Genomic DNA, 15,803 nt, shown 5'->3' with positions numbered 1-15,803 from the left:
ACTGGCGGTTGAACACCCAGAGGTCCAAGCTTTAACTAGTCGGCGCCCGGCCGGTACCCGGCTGTACGGCAGCGCCGACGGCGGAATCTGGAGTGCGAGGAGAACGACCATGGTTGACACGGCGGCACGGACTCGCAGGGCCGGCGTAGGGCGCGATCTGGTGACAGAGTTGCTGGGCATCTGGCTCCTCCTGGCCGTCTTCCTGGACGGCTGGGCACATCTGCACCTTCCCGGGCTGGAAACTTTCTTCACCCCCTGGCATGCGGCCCTCTATTCGGGCCTCGTGGCCACTGCCGCGTGGACGGCCAACGTGATCTGGAGGAACCGTGAGCCCGGGCAGCCGCTTGCCCGGGCCATTCCGGCCGGCTACCTGGGCACGGTCGTCGGACTGGCCCTCTTCGCCGTCGCGGGCGTTCTGGATCTGGCATGGCACGAGATACTGGGCATCGAAACCTCGCTCGATGCGCTGGTGAGCCCCACCCACTTGCTGCTGGGGTTCAGTCTCTTCCTCATCCTCGGAACCGGCATCCGCAGTGCACGGGCCGCCGGCCGATCAGACGCCTTCGAATGGACACCACCGGCGGTACTCGCTGTGGTCCTGATGGCCGGGCTGGGCGCCTTCTTCCTCATCTACTGCTCGGCGTTCGTCCGGACCCCGCCGGCAGTCCCATATATCCCGACGTCGATCGGGAGTCCCGGCCGCACCCAGGCGGAGATGCCCGCAGCCCTCGGAATGGCCAGCTACCTCGTGACCACGGCGCTGATCATCGCAGCCTTCCTTTACACCCTCTCCGGAGCCCGACGGCCGCCTCACGGCATCGCCACCATGCTGGTCGCTGTGGTTGCGTGGCTGCCCCTGGCCATGTCGGGGCTCCGCCCTGCGGCGGCTGCCGGGGCGGCAGGGGCCACGATAGCCGCCGTCGTGGCGGACGTGCTGCTCGCCCGCTGGGCGCTGCCGTGGCTGGCCCGCCGGCCGGCCGTCACCGCACTGCTGGCGGCGCTTATCTGGACGGGCCAGCTGGTCGGCATCGCCCTGGCCGCAGGGATTGAATGGCCCGTGTCGATGTGGCTGGGGGCAGTTGTCCTGAGTGCGGGATTGGCTGCGGGCCTGGCCTTCGTCAGCTCGTGGAACTCGGGGAGCGCCCAAAGCCCGACTTCGGTGCGGTGACGGGAATCGGACTCTCTGGGCGGATGGCAAGCGGTTCACTCTGCGTCCGCGCCTGACGCATGCAAGGATGTGTGGCTAACCGTCGGCCTCTGGTCCGGAGAGTGGCAAAGGATCATAATGAACGCCATGACCGCCGACGATGCTGCTGGCCTGCACCTTCCGCCGCTTCAGTTGCGAGAACCTGGCCTCGAGTTGAAGCCCGAGGAGGTCGAGAGCCCCACGCTCCCGTTGCCCCCGCCGAGAGACCGCGAGGAGCTCGACCGCTTCCTGAACGCGGTCGCGTTCACACCGACTGGGCAACGCGGTCTGATCAAGGAGACGATCGCCGGGTTCGACGGGCGGAGCAGCGTGGCTGACCTGCTTCATCAGGCGCTGTTTGAGCTGCCGGTGCAGGATACCGTGCGGCACCTGATGATCCTTGCGGTCATCGGGGAGCTGGGTCACGAGTCGTCACGCGGACCGCTCGAGCGGTTCGTGTGGCTGGACGACGGCGAAGTTCACGGCCCCGCCGCTGATGTGTCCGGGGAGGACAAATCGGTTTGGTATCCCGGTGGTGTCCTGCAGGCGCGTGCCGCGGAGATGCTGGTGTTTGTGACTGCCGGGCGCGACGTCGAGGGTGTCCGGCGGATTCTGCGGGAGCACCAACTGGTCGACGTGCGCGTCGCCACCATCGATGCCTTTGCCTACGCCGGCAATGACGCTCCCGAAACCCTTGACGAGCTGCGGCGCATGGTCCGGGAGGATGACCGCTGGGCAGTTGGGTTGCCCCGCCGCTGGTCCGGGGGTGAGGCGGCCGCGTTCGACGAGGCCATGGAGCGACACGATGCTGAGTTCGGTGCACGGGTGGAACTTCCCGGATCCACAGGTGATTCGCACGGCGAAGCGAGCGATTTAGGGGCCAAAGATGTGCGTTGACGGCATGGGGACATCCGATCTCGCGATGAACCGGCTGATTCCAGTGCCGAGCCAGTGGCCGGAGTTTTTCGCCTGGGCTCGCGCGGCTTTCGACCTCACTGACGACTCGTGGAATGGTGCCGGCGCCAGCGAGCCCTGGCGGGGCTCGCTGCCCTACGGCAAGATGATCAATTCGATCTTCCTGCTGGCCTATGCGCTGCGCGACGAGTACATCCCACAATGGCACGCCCGCGACGATTACCTTAACGCCGCCCTGGCGGCCGACAACCGCTACCACGGCCCGTTCTACACGCGTTTCATCAACGACCCCAACGCGGAAGCTAGTTCGGACACCGGACGGTTTCTGGCGCGCGACCGAATCAACTTCAAGTGCGGGGTCTTCGACTTCGGCCGCACCAGCGACACCCCCGCCAATCGGGCCGGCGTGATGGTGCATGAGGGCTGGCACCATTGGCAATACAAATACGGCTGGGAGACCAGCCACCAGACCGGTGGGGCTATCGATCCCATCCTCGGCGAAGGCGACTGGTACTACCGGCACGGATCGGGCTACTTCGACTTCGGAACGCTCTGGGGTTACAACACCACCGTGACGCCGATCCGGTTCCACTCTCCCTACCAGGTACACGTTGAGTACTTGGCCGATCTGGCCGAATTTCCTGACACGCGGTTCATACCCGTGGCTGTCACTGATGAGGCTCGCTCGATGGGCAATAACCGGCTTGCCCGGCAATTCAAGAACACAGTCTCCTACCGCATCGGTCAGCCCCGCCCGTTCTGACACGGGCTGAAGGTCTGCGCCGTTAAGGATCCGTAAGGATTGATGCTGGGGCGGGAGCAAAGCGGCTGGCCGTTGTTACCTTGGGTAGTGATCGCGGTGCTGGACACCGCGCGTGAAAGGCACTCATGACCACGCTCAGCAGGCCGCCGGCCGATCCCTCGGCACCACGCCCCGGGACGGCGGACAAATTCAGGAGCTGGCTCCTGTTCGGCCTGCAGGACGCCAAGGGGACTCATCAAGGCCCCGGTGCCGTGGGCGACGTCCATCTGAAGAGGCATTCGTGGTGGCAAGTGATGTGCCTGACCGGCGTCGACTACTTCTCCACTCTGGGGTACCAGCCGGCTATCGCGGCCCTCGCTGCGGGGGTGATCTCCCCTCTGGCCACCATGGTGCTGGTTGCCGTCACGCTTTTGGGCGCCCTGCCGGTCTACCGCAGGGTTGCCGGCGAAAGCCACCGTGGCGAGGGGTCCATCGCCATGCTTGAGCGTCTCCTGCCGCGCTGGAGCGGCAAGCTCTTTGTCCTGGTCCTGCTGGGGTTCGCCGCCACGGACTTCATGATCACCATGACCTTGTCAGCCGCAGACGCCACGGCACACGCCATCCAGAACCCCTTTGCCCCGGCCTGGCTGCAAGGTCAAAACGTCCTGATTACGCTGTTCCTGCTCGCCATGCTTGCCGCCGTTTTCCTCCGCGGATTCAAGGAGGCCATCGGGGTAGCGGTGGTCCTGGTCGGCATCTACCTGGGGTTGAATGTGGTGGTGGTCGTCGCGACCATCGGTGAAGTGTTCGCCCACCCGCTTGCCGTGGGGGACTGGTGGCACGCACTGTCCACCTCGCACGGGAATCCGTTCATGGTGGTCGGCATCGCGCTGCTCGTCTTCCCCAAGCTGGCCCTGGGCCTGTCCGGCTTCGAGACCGGCGTGGCCGTGATGCCGCAGATCAAGGGATGGCCCAGCGACACCGAGGAGAATCCGGCCGGCCGGATCCACGGGGCCCGCAGGCTGCTGACGACGGCGGCCGTCATCATGAGTGCGTTCCTGATAACCACCAGCTTCACCACCGTGGTGCTCATCCCGGAGCAGGAATTCCAGCCCGGCGGACAAGCCAACGGCCGCGCCCTGGCGTTCCTGGCCCACGAATACCTTGGGCCCGGTTTCGGCACCGCCTATGACATCAGCACCATCGCCATTCTCTGGTTCGCCGGTGCCTCCGCGATGGCCGGACTGCTGAACCTCGTCCCGCGGTACCTGCCCCGTTACGGCATGGCCCCTGAATGGGCCAGGGCAGTGCGCCCTCTGGTGCTCGTGTTCACCGCCGTCGGGTTCCTGATCACCTACCTGTTCAACGCCGACGTCGATGCCCAGGGCGGCGCGTATGCCACCGGCGTCCTGGTGCTCATGACCTCGGCTGCAGTGGCCGTAACCCTCTCGGCGCGCCGCCAGCAACAACCCAAGCGGACCGTCGGATTCGGGGTGATCGCCGTGGTGTTCATCTACACCACCGTGGCCAACATCTTTGAACGGCCCGAAGGCATCCGGATCGCCTCATTCTTCATTGTGGGCATCATTGTGATCTCGCTGCTCTCCCGGATCCTGCGTTCCTTCGAGCTGCACGCCACCCACGTCCACCTCGACCGGCAGGCGCTGGAATTCATGTCCTCCAACCTGGACGGACCCATCGCCATCATCGCTCACGAACCCCTGCGCCTGAGTCCGCAGGCCTACCGGGACAAGTTGACGTCCGCCATCGAGGTGGGCCACCTGCCCCTGGATTACCGGACGCTGTTCCTGGAAGTCATCGTGGATGATTCCTCCGACTTTGAAACGGCGCTGGAGGTCCACGGCATCCACCGGCACGGCTACCAGATCCTGGAGGTGCACGGACCCGTGGTGCCGAACACGATCGCCTCGGTACCGCTGCACATCCGGGACGTGACCGGGCTGATGCCGCACATCTACTTCCGCTGGACCGAGGGAAACCCAGTCACCAACCTGCTGCGTTTCCTGTTCCTGGGCGAAGGCGAGATCGCCCCCGTCACCCGCGAAGTGCTGCGCGAAGCCGAACCCGATGTCACCAAACGGCCCTGGGTCCACGTCGGCTGAGCCGCCCGCGGAAGTGAAGCAGGAACCGTCATGGATGCCACGTCCCGATCGCAACCGGACCAGCCCCGCGGACCGGCACCTGTCAACGGTCCCCGGGATTTCGTCGCCGTCGACGACAGCGGCGCGTTTTCGTATTACCCGTCCGAACAAGACCTCGTTGCGGCCTTCGAATACGTGGCGGAAGCGGCGTGCATCCTCGACCGCAGCGGCAAGTCCTATGATCTCGCCCTGGACCGGAACCGTCACCTCATTCTTGGGAAGGACCACGGTCCGGTCGAGTTTCACTGGCTGCTCCGGGCATTGACGGACGCGCGGGAGATCCATCCGGAAGAACACCGGCTGCGGCGCCGGTACCCCGCTATGCTCAACGCGTTGGTGTCCGGCCTGTTCGAAACCCTCGAACTCAGTCAGGGCTACAGCCGGGCCCCCGGTCCGTGGACCTTTGACATCGCCGGCATCACCGTCCGCCGGTCAAGCCTGTGGGACGTTGACCAGCGTCTGGCCGCCGAGGCCCAGTTGGACGGCATCAGGGTCAAGGACCCCCTCGGCCACACCTACCGCCCGGTGCGGCACCGAAGGCACCGGTTCCTGCCGGACCGGACCGGATACATCACCTACGAAGAAATGCCTGCCGGGACCCGGTGAATGCCGGCCGCGGACAAGGGCAGGCACCGTGCAGTGTTCGCCGAGGGGAGATCTTGCTATCGTCGCTAGTGGACTGCCGCCATGCGGCGCAGCGGGCGAGCCCCTTCCGGCTCCACGACGAAGGACCATCATGAAGCGCACACGACTTTCCGCTATCGGTCTCATTGCAGCTGCAGCACTGGCCCTGGCCGGCTGCGGGTCGGGGTCCACCGCTCCGTCCAGCTCGGCGCCGGCGGCCGGCGCGGACACGTCTTTGACAGACGTCACGAGTGCAGGCACGCTCAAGATCGGCACGGAGGGCACCTACAAACCCTTTACCTTCCACGCCAACGGCAGCGGTGAACTGACCGGATATGACGTGGAGATCATCACGGCCGTCGCTGCCAAGCTGGGCGTCAAGCCGGCCTTCCAGGAAACGCAGTTCGACGCCCTCTTTGCCGGCCTGGACGCCAAGCGGTTCGACGTCGTCGCCAACCAGGTTTCGATCACCGACGAACGCAAGGCGAAGTACCAATTCTCGGCGCCCTACACCGTGAGCACAGGCGTGATTGTCACCAAGGCAGACAACAACGGCATCAGCTCCTTCGACGGCCTCAAGGGCAAGACCACAGCGCAGTCGCTGACCAGCAACTGGTACAAGCTGGCGCAACAAAGCGGCGCCAATGTGGAGGCCGTGGAGGGATGGGCGCAGGCGATCACGCTGCTCAAGCAGGGGCGCGTCGACGCCACCATCAACGACAAGCTGACGTACCTGGACCACCAGAAGACCGAACATGACAGCAGCATCAAGATTGCCGCCGAAACCACGGACAAGTCGCTGAGCGCCTTCGCCTTCCGCAAGGGATCAACCAGCCTGGCGGAGGCCGTCAACAAGGCCCTCGGCGAGTTGCAGACCGACGGCACCCTGAGCAAAATTTCCCAGAAGTACTTCGACGCTGACGTCTCGAAGTAGGGGAGTGCGGGCCCGTCGGAGAAGGCTGCGTTAGATGACCATCAACTGGGATCTGGTGTGGGGGTCGCTGGGACCCATCCTGATAGGCGCGGTCACGGGCACTGTTCCCTTGGCGCTGGCGTCCTTCGGCCTTGGCCTGCTGCTGGCCCTGCTGATAGCCCTCATGCGGCTGAGCCGCACTCCCGTCTTCGCCGCGGTCGCCCGGATCTATATTTCAGTCATCCGCGGCACGCCCCTCCTGGTCCAACTGTTCGTCATTTTCTATGGACTGCCTTCCATCGGACTGACCATCAGCCCATGGCCCAGTGCGATCATCGCCTTCTCACTGAACGTGGGAGGTTACGCGGCAGAGGTCATTCGGGCCGCTATCTTGTCTGTGCCCAAGGGGCAGTGGGAGGCGGGACACACCATCGGCATGTCGCGCCGGCAGTCACTGGTCCGGATCATCCTGCCGCAGGCCGCGCGCGTCTCGGTCCCGCCCCTGTCCAACACCTTCATCAGCCTGGTCAAGGACACGTCGCTGGCTTCCCTGATCCTCGTGACCGAGCTTTTCCGCCAGGCGCAGCAGGTGGCCGCCTTCAGCCAGGAGTTCATGCTGCTGTATCTGGAGGCGGCCGTCATCTACTGGATCATCTGCCTGGTCCTCGCCGGCGGACAATCCGTCCTGGAGAAGAGATTGGACCGCTATGTCGCTCACTGACTCCACGCTCCCGGACGCCGCCGCGATACTCACCGTACGGGGATTGCGCAAGGCGTTCGGCCGGCATGAAGTGCTGAAATCCATCGACCTGGACGTCCGTCGGGGCGAGGTGGTCACCTTGATCGGGCCGTCGGGGTCAGGCAAGACGACGGTCCTGCGGTGCCTCAACGGGCTGGAAGTGCCCGACGCCGGCGTGGTGGCGTTCGAAGGCGACCTCACCGCCGACTTCTCCGCACCGGTGTCGAAGAAGCAGCTGTCCGCCCTGAGGGACCGCAGCGCCATGGTATTTCAGCACTACAATCTCTTTCCGCACAAGACGGCCCTGGAGAACGTCATCGAGGGCCCGGTCCAGGTGCAGAAGAGGCCCAAGGCCGAGGCTCTGAAAGAGGCCAGGGAGCTACTGGCCCGCGTCGGCCTGGCCGACAAGGAGAACAGCTATCCCTTCGAGCTCTCGGGTGGGCAACAGCAGCGTGTCGGCATCGTCCGTGCACTTGCCCTGCGCCCGCAGCTGTTGCTTTTTGATGAGCCGACGTCGGCACTGGACCCGGAGTTGGTGGGTGAGGTCCTCACGGCCATCAAGGAGCTGGCGGACGAGGGCTGGACCATGGTGGTGGTCACCCACGAGCTTGCCTTCGCCCGGCAGGTTGCCGACGAGGTCATCTTCATGGACGGAGGCGTCGTCGTCGAACGCGGGCACCCGGACACCGTGCTGCGCGACCCGCGGGAGGAACGCACCCGTCAGTTCGTGGACCGGCTGCTGAACCCGTTCTAAGGGTCGTTTGCGTTTTGCCCGCACGGCAGCAGCTCACGCCGTCGCCGGGCTTTCACAGCCAATCCCTAGAAGTCTCCGACCCCGTACCAATGCGGGTGGACCACGATTGGTCGAATGACGGTTGGGAGGAGATCGATGCAAATGTGGAACAAGTTCCTGGTGCCGGGACTCGCGGTCATGGCCGTTGCCCTCCTTGGGGCGGCCGGCGCGTCCGGGATTGACGAGATGGCGAGTGCCCGGATCACGTATCCGGCACCGGCCGCGGCGGCTGCCGCTGCAGACGGGCTGCCGCCGTTGCGCCACATCATCCTGCTCGGGCCGCCGCCGTTGCGCCACCTCATCCTGCTCGGGCTGGACAAAGGCTCACTCCCGGGAGGGCTGCCGTACGACGAACTGAACGAAGAAAGGCACGAGGAGAATTACCAGGAAGCACAGGGCGCGGCAACACACACCCTGGTTTGAATCAGGGTCTGCCGATCACACGGCGCCTCTTGCCGCTCTGCGGACTTCGGAGGAGGATATGCGGCAAACTCCAGGAGGCATTGTGACCCAGCTTGGCAAGTTTGAGAAGTACCTGATCGAGGAATTCTTCGACGATTACCGCGCCGGCGCCATGACGCAGCGCACGTTCACGCGGCGCGTCGCGTTCATCACGGGCAGCATGGCGGCAGCCGCGAGCGCGATGCTGCTGGTCGGCTGCACGCCGGATGAAGTTCCGCGCGGCACCGAACCCATGCCGACCCCCAATCCGTCCTCGCCCGCCGCAACCGCCGCGGCAACCGGCGGCGCCGTACCAGGGGCCAAGAGCCCGCTTTCCATTCCCGAGGGCGCATCAGGGCTGGTGACTTCCACGGTCAAGTTCCCCGCCAGCGGCGTCGACATCAGCGCCTACCTGGCACGGCCGGAGGGGAGTACCAAGGGCCCCGCCGTGCTGGTCTGCCACGAGAACCGTGGGCTGACCCCGCACATTAAGGACGTGGCACGCCGCTTCGCCCAGGCCGGATATTCGGCCCTCGCGCTGGACCTGCTGAGCAGGGAGGGCGGCACGGAGGCCCTGGACCGGGATGCCGTCCCCGGGGCGCTGACCAAGGCCGGAGCGGAACGCCACGTTTCCGATTTCGCCGCAGCTTTCGATTACTTGAAGTCCCAGGACTTCGTTGACTCCGGGCGGATCGCGATGAACGGCTACTGCTTTGGCGGCGGCATCACCTGGCAGGCGGCGACGGAACTGCCCGGGCTGAAGGCCACATCGGCGTTTTACGGGCCCTCTCCCGACCTGTCCAAGGTCCCCGCCATCAAGGCGGCGGTCCTCGGCGTCTACGCCGAACTCGACCAGCGGATCACCGGCGCCATGCCGGCCCTCGAGGCGGCCCTGGCCGCCGCCGTTGTCCGCCACAAGCTCACCGTTTATCCCGGCGTCGACCACGCGTTCCATAATGACACGGGAGACCGCTACGTTGAGGCGCAGGCCACGGCAGCCTGGAACGACACGCTGGCCTGGTTCGGACAGTACGTCTGACGGCGCCCTACGACCGCCGGCCTTTCTCCTGCCGTCTCAGCACGAAGAAGACGAACACGGCAGTGCCGCCGGCGGCGACCAGCAGTATCCCCAAGGGGAGGAGGTCTCCGCCGCCCGTTTCTTGCGTCGGGGCGCTCCTGGCCTCGGACACCGCGGGGGAGGGACCAACCGGCGTGGCTGTTGAAGGTGTGGCTGGTGAAGGCGTGGCTGTTGAAGATGTGGGCGGTGCCGCAACGCCGGGCGCGGCAGGAAGGAAGACGTCGCTGACCACGCCCATGATGAATCTGTCTCCCGGCACCAGCGTTTTCACCACCTGCGTGGACGTTTCCAGTGTGGTCGACACACACCCTCCCGAAACCCTGTTTCCCGCGCCGAAGAAGATCGCGTAGTCGGCACCGGGCACGGGAGGAGTGTCCGGGAGGCGGTTGTAGTTGATGACGGCGGCCTGGGCGTAGGTGCCCTGATTTGCCCAGTACCAGAGGTTCTCGTCCGCGGGCGACCCGCCCTCCAGGTAGCCGTTGTACGTGGGGCTTCCCGGGCCACCCCAGCGCGACCTCGGATTGACCACGTGATACGTCAGCCTGGTCCCCGGATCGGCAAGACCGAGCGCCTCCGTCGCCGTGAACGAGCCTGTCGGTGACCGGTACTCACGTTCCCTCAGCGAGCCTTCCGGGGCGAAGCCGTTCTCTCCGATAAAACCCGTCGCCTGCCACTCCTGCGTGTACCCGTCGGCGCCCCTGACACATCCTGTGATCAGTACGGCGTTCTGCGTGAAGTCCGTGGCGGTGACGAAGACAACCCGGCTGGCGTCACCGGCAGAAAACTTCACCTCGCGGGCCGTCAGCTTCGCGCACGGTGCGGTTTCCTGGGCAGCGCCGTGGGCGGCCGGCGGCAGCGCCGTGAATGCCGCGACGAGGGCCATCAGCAGCAGAGTCCCGCGCAAGGCGTGCATGGACATAACAAAATTCTAGTCGTGGGGGATCCTCCCGGGTCAGGGCTCCTCAGGCTCCTTGCCTGTTGCCGGACCGGCACGCATACTGGCAGCGTCACGGACTGGCAGGACGGCCCCAACATGCGGCACGGAAATACCCTGGAGCTGATTTCCCCGGCGCTGGTGTCCTTCTCGGGTTTTGTCCTGTTCGTGCTGGAACAGGACATCGCCGGCTTTGGCCTTCTCGCCGTCGCGCTCTTGCTGGCGGGGTTCAGCAGTTGGGGGCTCCTGCGGGATCTGGCCCTCATCGCGGCCGGGCTCGTGGCGATGAGCTTAGTCCCGATCACCACCGATATCAGCACGGGGCACATGTTGGTCATGGGTTCGGCCATGATCCTGGCCGTGGGAGTTCCGTACTCGGTTTCGCGCTTTGTTTTCAAGGACCGTGCGGTCAGGTTTCCCGTGCGTACCGGGCAGGCGTGGACGCGGGCGGAGAAATGGTACCTGCCGGCCGTCGTCGTCATCGGCTACGCGCTGCTTCCGGCGTACATGGTCACTACGGGCGTCTACCGCAACTGGCCCGCGGTCTCGGACCCGGAAGGAATCTTCCGGCTCTTTCTGGGTACCAATGTGCTGGGGATCTGGGACGAGCTGTTTTTCATCTGCACCGTCTTTGCGCTCCTGCGCCGGCATCTGCCCGTTGCGCAGGCCGTCGCGCTGCAGGCCGTCCTGTTCACTTCGTTTCTGTGGGAACTGGGTTTCCGCGCCTGGGCGCCGTTGTTCATCTTCCCCTTCGCCATGGTCCAGGCTCTCCTTTTCACGCGGACGAAATCCCTGTCCTACATCGTGTGCGTCCACCTGCTCTTCGACCTGGTGCTTTTCCTGGTCCTGATCCACGCCCACAACCGGTCCTGGATCAACATCTTCATCTACTGAGGGACGGGGCGACTATCCAACGACTTCGCCCCCAGGCTGGGAACCTGGCCGCCGGTTGGGGAACGCGATCCGGTCAAGATCGTTCGCAGCCACGACGGCCGCCCCGCCGGCGCGGGCCCTGGCCTGTTCGGCGAGAGGGCCCACGTCCGGATAGCGCGACGAGAAGTGCGTGAGGACGAGGGTGCCCACACCGCCGTCGGCCGCCATGGCGCCGGCCTGTCCGGCCGTCAGGTGACGGAACTGCGCCGCGAGGTGGGCGTCCTCGTCACCGAAGGTGGACTCGGCCACAAGCAGGTCGACGCCGTCGGCGAGTTCCTCGGCGCCCGGACATGGCGCCGTGTCCATGACGAAGGCGAAGCGCTGGCCGGGCCGCGGCACGCTCACGTCCTCAAGGCGCACACCGTGCAGGCTTCCCTCGTGCTGAAGGCGGCCGACGTCGGGCCCCGCGATCCCGGCGGCCGCCAGCCGGTCCGGCAGGAGGGTGCGGCCGTCGGGCTCGACCAGCCGATAGCCGTATGTCTCGATGCGGTGGTGCAGGGGCCGCACTTCCAGGCCGGGCGCGATTGGGCCGGCCTCCCCGTGCGGATAGAGTCGCAGGTCAATTCCGGGGGAGGCGACGCCAACTAGCGCCCAGATGATGTCCTCGCCGGAGGCGGGATAGTGCAGACGGACGGGATGCGTCACACGGTCGAGGGCCATCCGCGAAAGCACGCCGGGCAGCCCAAAGCAGTGGTCACCGTGGACATGGGTGATGCAGATACGGGTGATCTCCGAGGCCGCGACGCCGGCGTGGATCATCTGCCGCTGGGTGCCTTCCCCCGGGTCGAAGAGCAGGCCCTCACCGTCCCAACGAAGCAGGTATCCGTTGTGGTTGCGGGTCCGCGTCGGGACCTGGGATGCGGTGCCGAGGACGACGAGTTCGCGCATGAACCGAGTGTCCCACTCGTTCGGTGGATGCACGACCGGTCCGCCCTCAATACCCAGCCCCGGGAGTATGGCAGAGCTTGTCGCCGGCCGTTGCGCGGTTCAGAATGGTCACCATGACAGCGTCCGGAGATGCAGCGCGTGAAGCGCGTGACAAGAAGCTTGCGGCCGTCGGCACGGCGGTGTTCGCCGCCGCCCCGGCAACCGTTGCAGGTCTGCTGCCGTGGGTGGGGACGCGCTGGAAAGTGCAGCAGCCCGTGCCGGGCGGACTGGCGGCCCAGTGCGCAGGCGTCCTGCTGATCGGCGCCGGCGCAGCGGTGATCACCAATTCCTTTGTGCGGTTCGCCCTTGAGGGAATGGGAACCCCGGCGCCCTTTGCGCCGCCGAAGAACCTCGTGGTTAGCGGGTTCTACAGGTTCGTGCGGAACCCCATGTACGTGGCCATTGGGGCCGCGGTCACCGGACAGGGCCTCCTGCTGGGACAGCCGAAGCTGTTCGGCCTGGCGGCGCTGGGCGCCGTTCCTGTGGTGGCCTTCGTCAGGCTGTATGAGGAGCCGACGCTGGCACGTAAATTCGGCGCCGAGTATGCGGACTACCGCGCCAATGTCCCGCGGTGGCTGCCGCGGCTCGCCCCCTGGCGGCAGGATCAGCCGCCACGCGAGGCCCTCAGCCGCAGCCGGCGCGACGTCGGACGCGGGGAAACGTCTACTCGAGCGGGAGCGTGATCGTCACGCACGTCCCTGCCGCCGCGGACGACTCAATGGTCATCTCACCGCCGGCAGAGCCGACGGCGAGGCGCATGAGGCGCAGTCCCATGCCGGTGTGCCTGCCGATGGTGGCCGCCGGCACGTCGAAGCCATGACCGTCGTCGGTGACTTTGAGCTGTACGTCATGGCAGTCGGCGTGGCTCACGCAGCCCAGCCGGACCGTCACCGCCGACGCGCCGGCGAATTTGTAGATATTGCTGAGCAGTTCCTGCGCGGCCCTGTACAGAAGCGTTGCCGACCGGCCATCCACTTCCATCCCATGGTGCGGGGTTTCCAGACTCACCACGGTCCCGCGTTCCCGCAGGGGAAGGGCCAGTCGGTCAATTGCTCCGGCCACACCAAGGGTATGGAAATCGACCGGATGGGTATCGGTGAGGACGCCACGTACGGCGACTACTTCATCGCTGTGTAGTGATTTCATGTTTCCACTGTGCGCCTGCGTCCTTGGCATTTTCTGAGGCCACGCCGAGGACAAGGCGGCCGGACGCCGGCCACTAGTGCCCGGGCCGGGAGTGGACTACTTTTGAATGAGCGGAATGCCCTCGAGGCCGGGTTCGTTGCCGACGAAGATCCCTGGGCAGCGCTGTCGAGTAAGGAAGCTCGCCGTGGCATACAACGTCGCTCAGAAGCTCATCGCCTCCCATTTGGTTGCGGGGGAGATGATTCCCGGGTCCGAGATTGGTTTGCATATCGATCAGACCCTGACCCAGGACGCCACAGGGACCATGGTGATGCTGGAGCTGGAGGCGCTGGCGCTCGAGCGGGCACGCACGGAAGTGTCCGTGCAGTACGTTGACCACAACCTCTTGCAGGCCGACAGCAAGAATGCCGAGGATCATGATTTTCTCCGTTCGGCCTGCCGCCGGTTTGGCCTGTGGTTCTCGAAAGCCGGCAACGGGGTGTCACATCCCACCCACATGCAGCGGTTCGGCGTCCCGGGCAAGACCATGGTCGGCTCGGACAGCCACACACCGGCCGCAGGTTCGCTCGGGATGCTCGCAATCGGCGTCGGGGGCACCGAGGTGGCCATGGCCATTGCGGGTGAGCCGCTGTACCTGAAGATGCCGGAGATCTGGGGTGTGCGGCTCACCGGTAACCTGCCGCCGTGGACCAGCGCAAAGGACGTTATTCTCGAAATGCTGCGCCGGCACGGGGTCCATGGTGGCGTCAATCGGATCCTTGAGTACTTCGGCCCCGGCCTGGCGACGCTGACCGCAATGGACCGGCATGTGATCGCCAACATGGGCGCTGAACTGGGGGCGACCACCACGGTCTTCCCGGCCGATGAACAGGTCCGGGCCTTCCTGCGTTCCGAGCAGCGGGAGGGCGACTTCACCGAGCTCCTCGCCGACGCCGATGCCACCTACGATGTGACCGAGGAGATCGACCTCGCCACGATCGAGCCGCTCATAGCGCTCCCCAGTTCGCCGGGCAACGTGGTTCCGGTGCGGGAGGTCGCAGGGAGGCCGGTGGCACAGGTGGTGATCGGGTCATCCGCGAATCCCGGGCTGCGGGACTTCGCGATTGTGGCCGCAATCGTCAAGGGACGGCAGTCGCCGCCCGCCCTGTCCTTCGACGTCAACCCGAGTTCCCGCCAGATTCTGCAGGACCTGACGAAAATGGGTGCCACCTTGGATCTGATCCGCGCCGGCGCCCGGCTGCATCAGACCGGATGCATGGGCTGCATCGGCATGGGCCAGGCGCCGGCGAATGGGAGCAACAGCCTGCGCACCATGCCGCGCAATTTTCCGGGCCGTTCCGGTACACAGGAAGACTCGGTCTACCTGTGTTCGCCCGAGACGGCGGCCGCGGCCGCATTGACGGGAACGATCACCGACCCGCGGGACCTGACGGGGCTGTTCGGCCTCGAGTATCCCGAGCTGGAATTACCCGCCGTCTCGAGCGTGAACACCTCGATGCTGGAGGAGCCGTTGCCTCCGGAGGAGGCCTCCGGGGTGACACTGGTCAAGGGCGACAACATCTCCTCCCTTCCGGTGTTCGGGCCGCTCGCCGATCGCATTGAGGCACCGGTCGCCCTGGTCCTGGGTGATGATGTCTCCACGGATGAGATCCTGCAGGCCGGGGCAAGCGCGTTGCCATATCGCAGCAACATCCCGAAGCTAGCCGAATTCACCTTTGCCCGGATTGACGAAACCTATCCTGCCCGGGCCGCGGAAACCCGGGAGACTTCCGGCCATATTGTGGTTGCCGGGGCGAACTACGGCCAGGGTTCCTCGCGGGAACACGCCGCAATCACCCCACGGTTCCTCGGGCTGCGCGCGGTGGTGGCCGAATCCTTCGCGCGAATCCACTGGCAGAACCTGGCCAATTTCGGGGTGCTGGCGCTGGAGTTCGCCAACGCAGCCGATCGCCCCCGCATTCGGCAAGGCGATGTGCTCCTGCTGACAGGCCTGCGCGACGCACTCGTGACCGGCAAGGAGATCCGCGTGCGTAACGAGACCCGGACCGAGGACTACGCCGTCCGGCACTCCCTCTCAACGCGTCAGGTTGAGATGCTCCTTGCCGGTGGCCTGATCCCGTGGCTGCGCGAGCGGGGAGCGCGGGCCGCACAGCAGGTCGCGGATTGAACTCGCTGTTGACGGCTGCACAGCGTTGACGGCACCTCAGCGTTGACGGGAGCACGGCGTTGACGGCAGCACAGCGGAGGGTGCAGTCCGTCCGGGCTGCACC

General features: G+C 65.8%; 16 protein-coding genes. 13 read left to right on the top strand and 3 right to left on the bottom strand.

Annotation, left to right across the window (positions count from 1 at the left end; all coding sequences use genetic code 11):
• Positions 1–109: 109 nt before the first annotated feature.
• From ABIB26_RS12585 to ABIB26_RS12540, 10 genes are all read left to right on the top strand, one after another.
• Positions 110–1,168 (top strand): hypothetical protein, encoded by a 1,059-nt coding sequence (locus ABIB26_RS12585; RefSeq protein ID WP_354243413.1) that lies wholly within the window; start codon positions 110–112, stop codon positions 1,166–1,168.
• 117 nt (positions 1,169–1,285) lie between these two features.
• Positions 1,286–2,083, top strand: a complete 798-nt coding sequence (locus tag ABIB26_RS12580; protein WP_354243410.1) for a hypothetical protein — start codon at positions 1,286–1,288, stop codon at positions 2,081–2,083.
• Complete coding sequence (locus ABIB26_RS12575; protein ID WP_354243407.1) at positions 2,073–2,864, top strand: hypothetical protein; 792 nt, start codon at positions 2,073–2,075, stop codon at positions 2,862–2,864. Before ABIB26_RS12580 ends, ABIB26_RS12575 begins: the two co-directional genes overlap by 11 nt.
• A gap of 125 nt (positions 2,865–2,989) precedes the next feature.
• Complete coding sequence (locus ABIB26_RS12570; protein WP_354243404.1) at positions 2,990–4,966, top strand: APC family permease; 1,977 nt, start codon at positions 2,990–2,992, stop codon at positions 4,964–4,966.
• 30 nt (positions 4,967–4,996) lie between these two features.
• Positions 4,997–5,611 (top strand): hypothetical protein, encoded by a 615-nt coding sequence (locus ABIB26_RS12565; RefSeq protein ID WP_354243401.1) that lies wholly within the window; start codon positions 4,997–4,999, stop codon positions 5,609–5,611.
• A 130-nt stretch (positions 5,612–5,741) separates the two neighbouring features.
• A complete protein-coding gene (locus ABIB26_RS12560) occupies positions 5,742–6,563 on the top strand; it encodes an amino acid ABC transporter substrate-binding protein (protein WP_354243399.1) in 822 nt (273 codons plus the stop codon).
• Between the two features lie 40 nt (positions 6,564–6,603).
• Positions 6,604–7,263, top strand: a complete 660-nt coding sequence (locus ABIB26_RS12555; RefSeq protein ID WP_502913664.1) for an amino acid ABC transporter permease — start codon at positions 6,604–6,606, stop codon at positions 7,261–7,263.
• Positions 7,250–8,035, top strand: a complete 786-nt coding sequence (locus ABIB26_RS12550; protein WP_354243393.1) for an amino acid ABC transporter ATP-binding protein — start codon at positions 7,250–7,252, stop codon at positions 8,033–8,035. The genes ABIB26_RS12555 and ABIB26_RS12550 overlap by 14 nt, the downstream gene beginning before the upstream one ends.
• Positions 8,036–8,170: 135 nt before the next feature.
• Complete coding sequence (locus ABIB26_RS12545) at positions 8,171–8,497, top strand: hypothetical protein (RefSeq protein WP_354243390.1); 327 nt, start codon at positions 8,171–8,173, stop codon at positions 8,495–8,497.
• Positions 8,498–8,579: 82 nt separating this feature from the next.
• The gene (locus ABIB26_RS12540) at positions 8,580–9,554 is read left to right on the top strand and encodes a dienelactone hydrolase family protein (protein WP_354243387.1); all 975 of its coding nucleotides are present in this window, start codon (positions 8,580–8,582) and stop codon (positions 9,552–9,554) included.
• Positions 9,555–9,561: 7 nt separating this feature from the next.
• Here the strand turns inward: ABIB26_RS12540 and ABIB26_RS12535 are convergent, their stop codons facing one another.
• On the bottom strand, positions 9,562–10,512 hold the full coding sequence (locus ABIB26_RS12535; protein WP_354243384.1) for a hypothetical protein: 951 nt from the start codon (positions 10,510–10,512) through the stop codon (positions 9,562–9,564).
• A gap of 114 nt (positions 10,513–10,626) precedes the next feature.
• On the opposite strand from ABIB26_RS12535, the gene ABIB26_RS12530 reads away from it, so the two are divergent.
• Positions 10,627–11,421 carry a CPBP family glutamic-type intramembrane protease gene (locus ABIB26_RS12530; protein WP_354243381.1) on the top strand — a complete coding sequence of 265 codons (795 nt, stop codon included), beginning with the start codon at positions 10,627–10,629 and terminating at the stop codon, positions 11,419–11,421.
• A 12-nt stretch (positions 11,422–11,433) separates the two neighbouring features.
• On the opposite strand, the gene ABIB26_RS12525 is transcribed toward ABIB26_RS12530, so the two are convergent.
• Positions 11,434–12,348, bottom strand: coding sequence for a ribonuclease Z (locus ABIB26_RS12525; RefSeq protein WP_354243378.1), 915 nt, complete (start codon positions 12,346–12,348; stop codon positions 11,434–11,436).
• A 113-nt stretch (positions 12,349–12,461) separates the two neighbouring features.
• Here ABIB26_RS12525 and ABIB26_RS12520 point away from each other — a divergent pair, with 113 nt between their 5' ends.
• Complete coding sequence (locus ABIB26_RS12520) at positions 12,462–13,070, top strand: methyltransferase family protein (RefSeq protein ID WP_354243375.1); 609 nt, start codon at positions 12,462–12,464, stop codon at positions 13,068–13,070.
• Here ABIB26_RS12520 and ABIB26_RS12515 read toward each other — a convergent pair.
• Complete coding sequence (locus ABIB26_RS12515) at positions 13,051–13,533, bottom strand: sensor histidine kinase (protein WP_354243372.1); 483 nt, start codon at positions 13,531–13,533, stop codon at positions 13,051–13,053. The genes ABIB26_RS12520 and ABIB26_RS12515 overlap by 20 nt on opposite strands.
• Before the next feature lie 184 nt (positions 13,534–13,717).
• Here ABIB26_RS12515 and ABIB26_RS12510 point away from each other — a divergent pair, with 184 nt between their 5' ends.
• Positions 13,718–15,700 (top strand): aconitate hydratase, encoded by a 1,983-nt coding sequence (locus tag ABIB26_RS12510; protein WP_354243369.1) that lies wholly within the window; start codon positions 13,718–13,720, stop codon positions 15,698–15,700.
• The last annotated feature ends 103 nt before the right edge of the window (positions 15,701–15,803 follow it).

It is taken from the genome of Arthrobacter sp. UYEF20 (assembly GCF_040546335.1).
GTDB lineage: Bacteria > Actinomycetota > Actinomycetes > Actinomycetales > Micrococcaceae > Arthrobacter.
This window is presented reverse-complemented; position numbering and strand designations above follow the sequence as displayed.

Excerpts from the sequence above, each read along its gene's own strand:
- ABIB26_RS12580 (WP_354243410.1), top strand. The coding sequence starts at position 1,286 with ATGAACGCCATGACCGCCGACGATGCTGCTGGCCTGCACCTTCCGCCG.
- ABIB26_RS12565 (WP_354243401.1), top strand. The coding sequence starts at position 4,997 with ATGGATGCCACGTCCCGATCGCAACCGGACCAGCCCCGCGGACCGGCA.
- ABIB26_RS12570 (WP_354243404.1), top strand. The coding sequence starts at position 2,990 with ATGACCACGCTCAGCAGGCCGCCGGCCGATCCCTCGGCACCACGCCCC.
- ABIB26_RS12560 (WP_354243399.1), top strand. The coding sequence starts at position 5,742 with ATGAAGCGCACACGACTTTCCGCTATCGGTCTCATTGCAGCTGCAGCA.
- ABIB26_RS12520 (WP_354243375.1), top strand. The coding sequence starts at position 12,462 with ATGACAGCGTCCGGAGATGCAGCGCGTGAAGCGCGTGACAAGAAGCTT.
- ABIB26_RS12550 (WP_354243393.1), top strand. The coding sequence starts at position 7,250 with ATGTCGCTCACTGACTCCACGCTCCCGGACGCCGCCGCGATACTCACC.
- ABIB26_RS12515 (WP_354243372.1), bottom strand. The coding sequence starts at position 13,533 with ATGAAATCACTACACAGCGATGAAGTAGTCGCCGTACGTGGCGTCCTC.
- ABIB26_RS12535 (WP_354243384.1), bottom strand. The coding sequence starts at position 10,512 with ATGTCCATGCACGCCTTGCGCGGGACTCTGCTGCTGATGGCCCTCGTC.
- ABIB26_RS12575 (WP_354243407.1), top strand. The coding sequence starts at position 2,073 with ATGTGCGTTGACGGCATGGGGACATCCGATCTCGCGATGAACCGGCTG.
- ABIB26_RS12530 (WP_354243381.1), top strand. The coding sequence starts at position 10,627 with ATGCGGCACGGAAATACCCTGGAGCTGATTTCCCCGGCGCTGGTGTCC.
- ABIB26_RS12525 (WP_354243378.1), bottom strand. The coding sequence starts at position 12,348 with ATGCGCGAACTCGTCGTCCTCGGCACCGCATCCCAGGTCCCGACGCGG.
- ABIB26_RS12545 (WP_354243390.1), top strand. The coding sequence starts at position 8,171 with ATGCAAATGTGGAACAAGTTCCTGGTGCCGGGACTCGCGGTCATGGCC.
- ABIB26_RS12585 (WP_354243413.1), top strand. The coding sequence starts at position 110 with ATGGTTGACACGGCGGCACGGACTCGCAGGGCCGGCGTAGGGCGCGAT.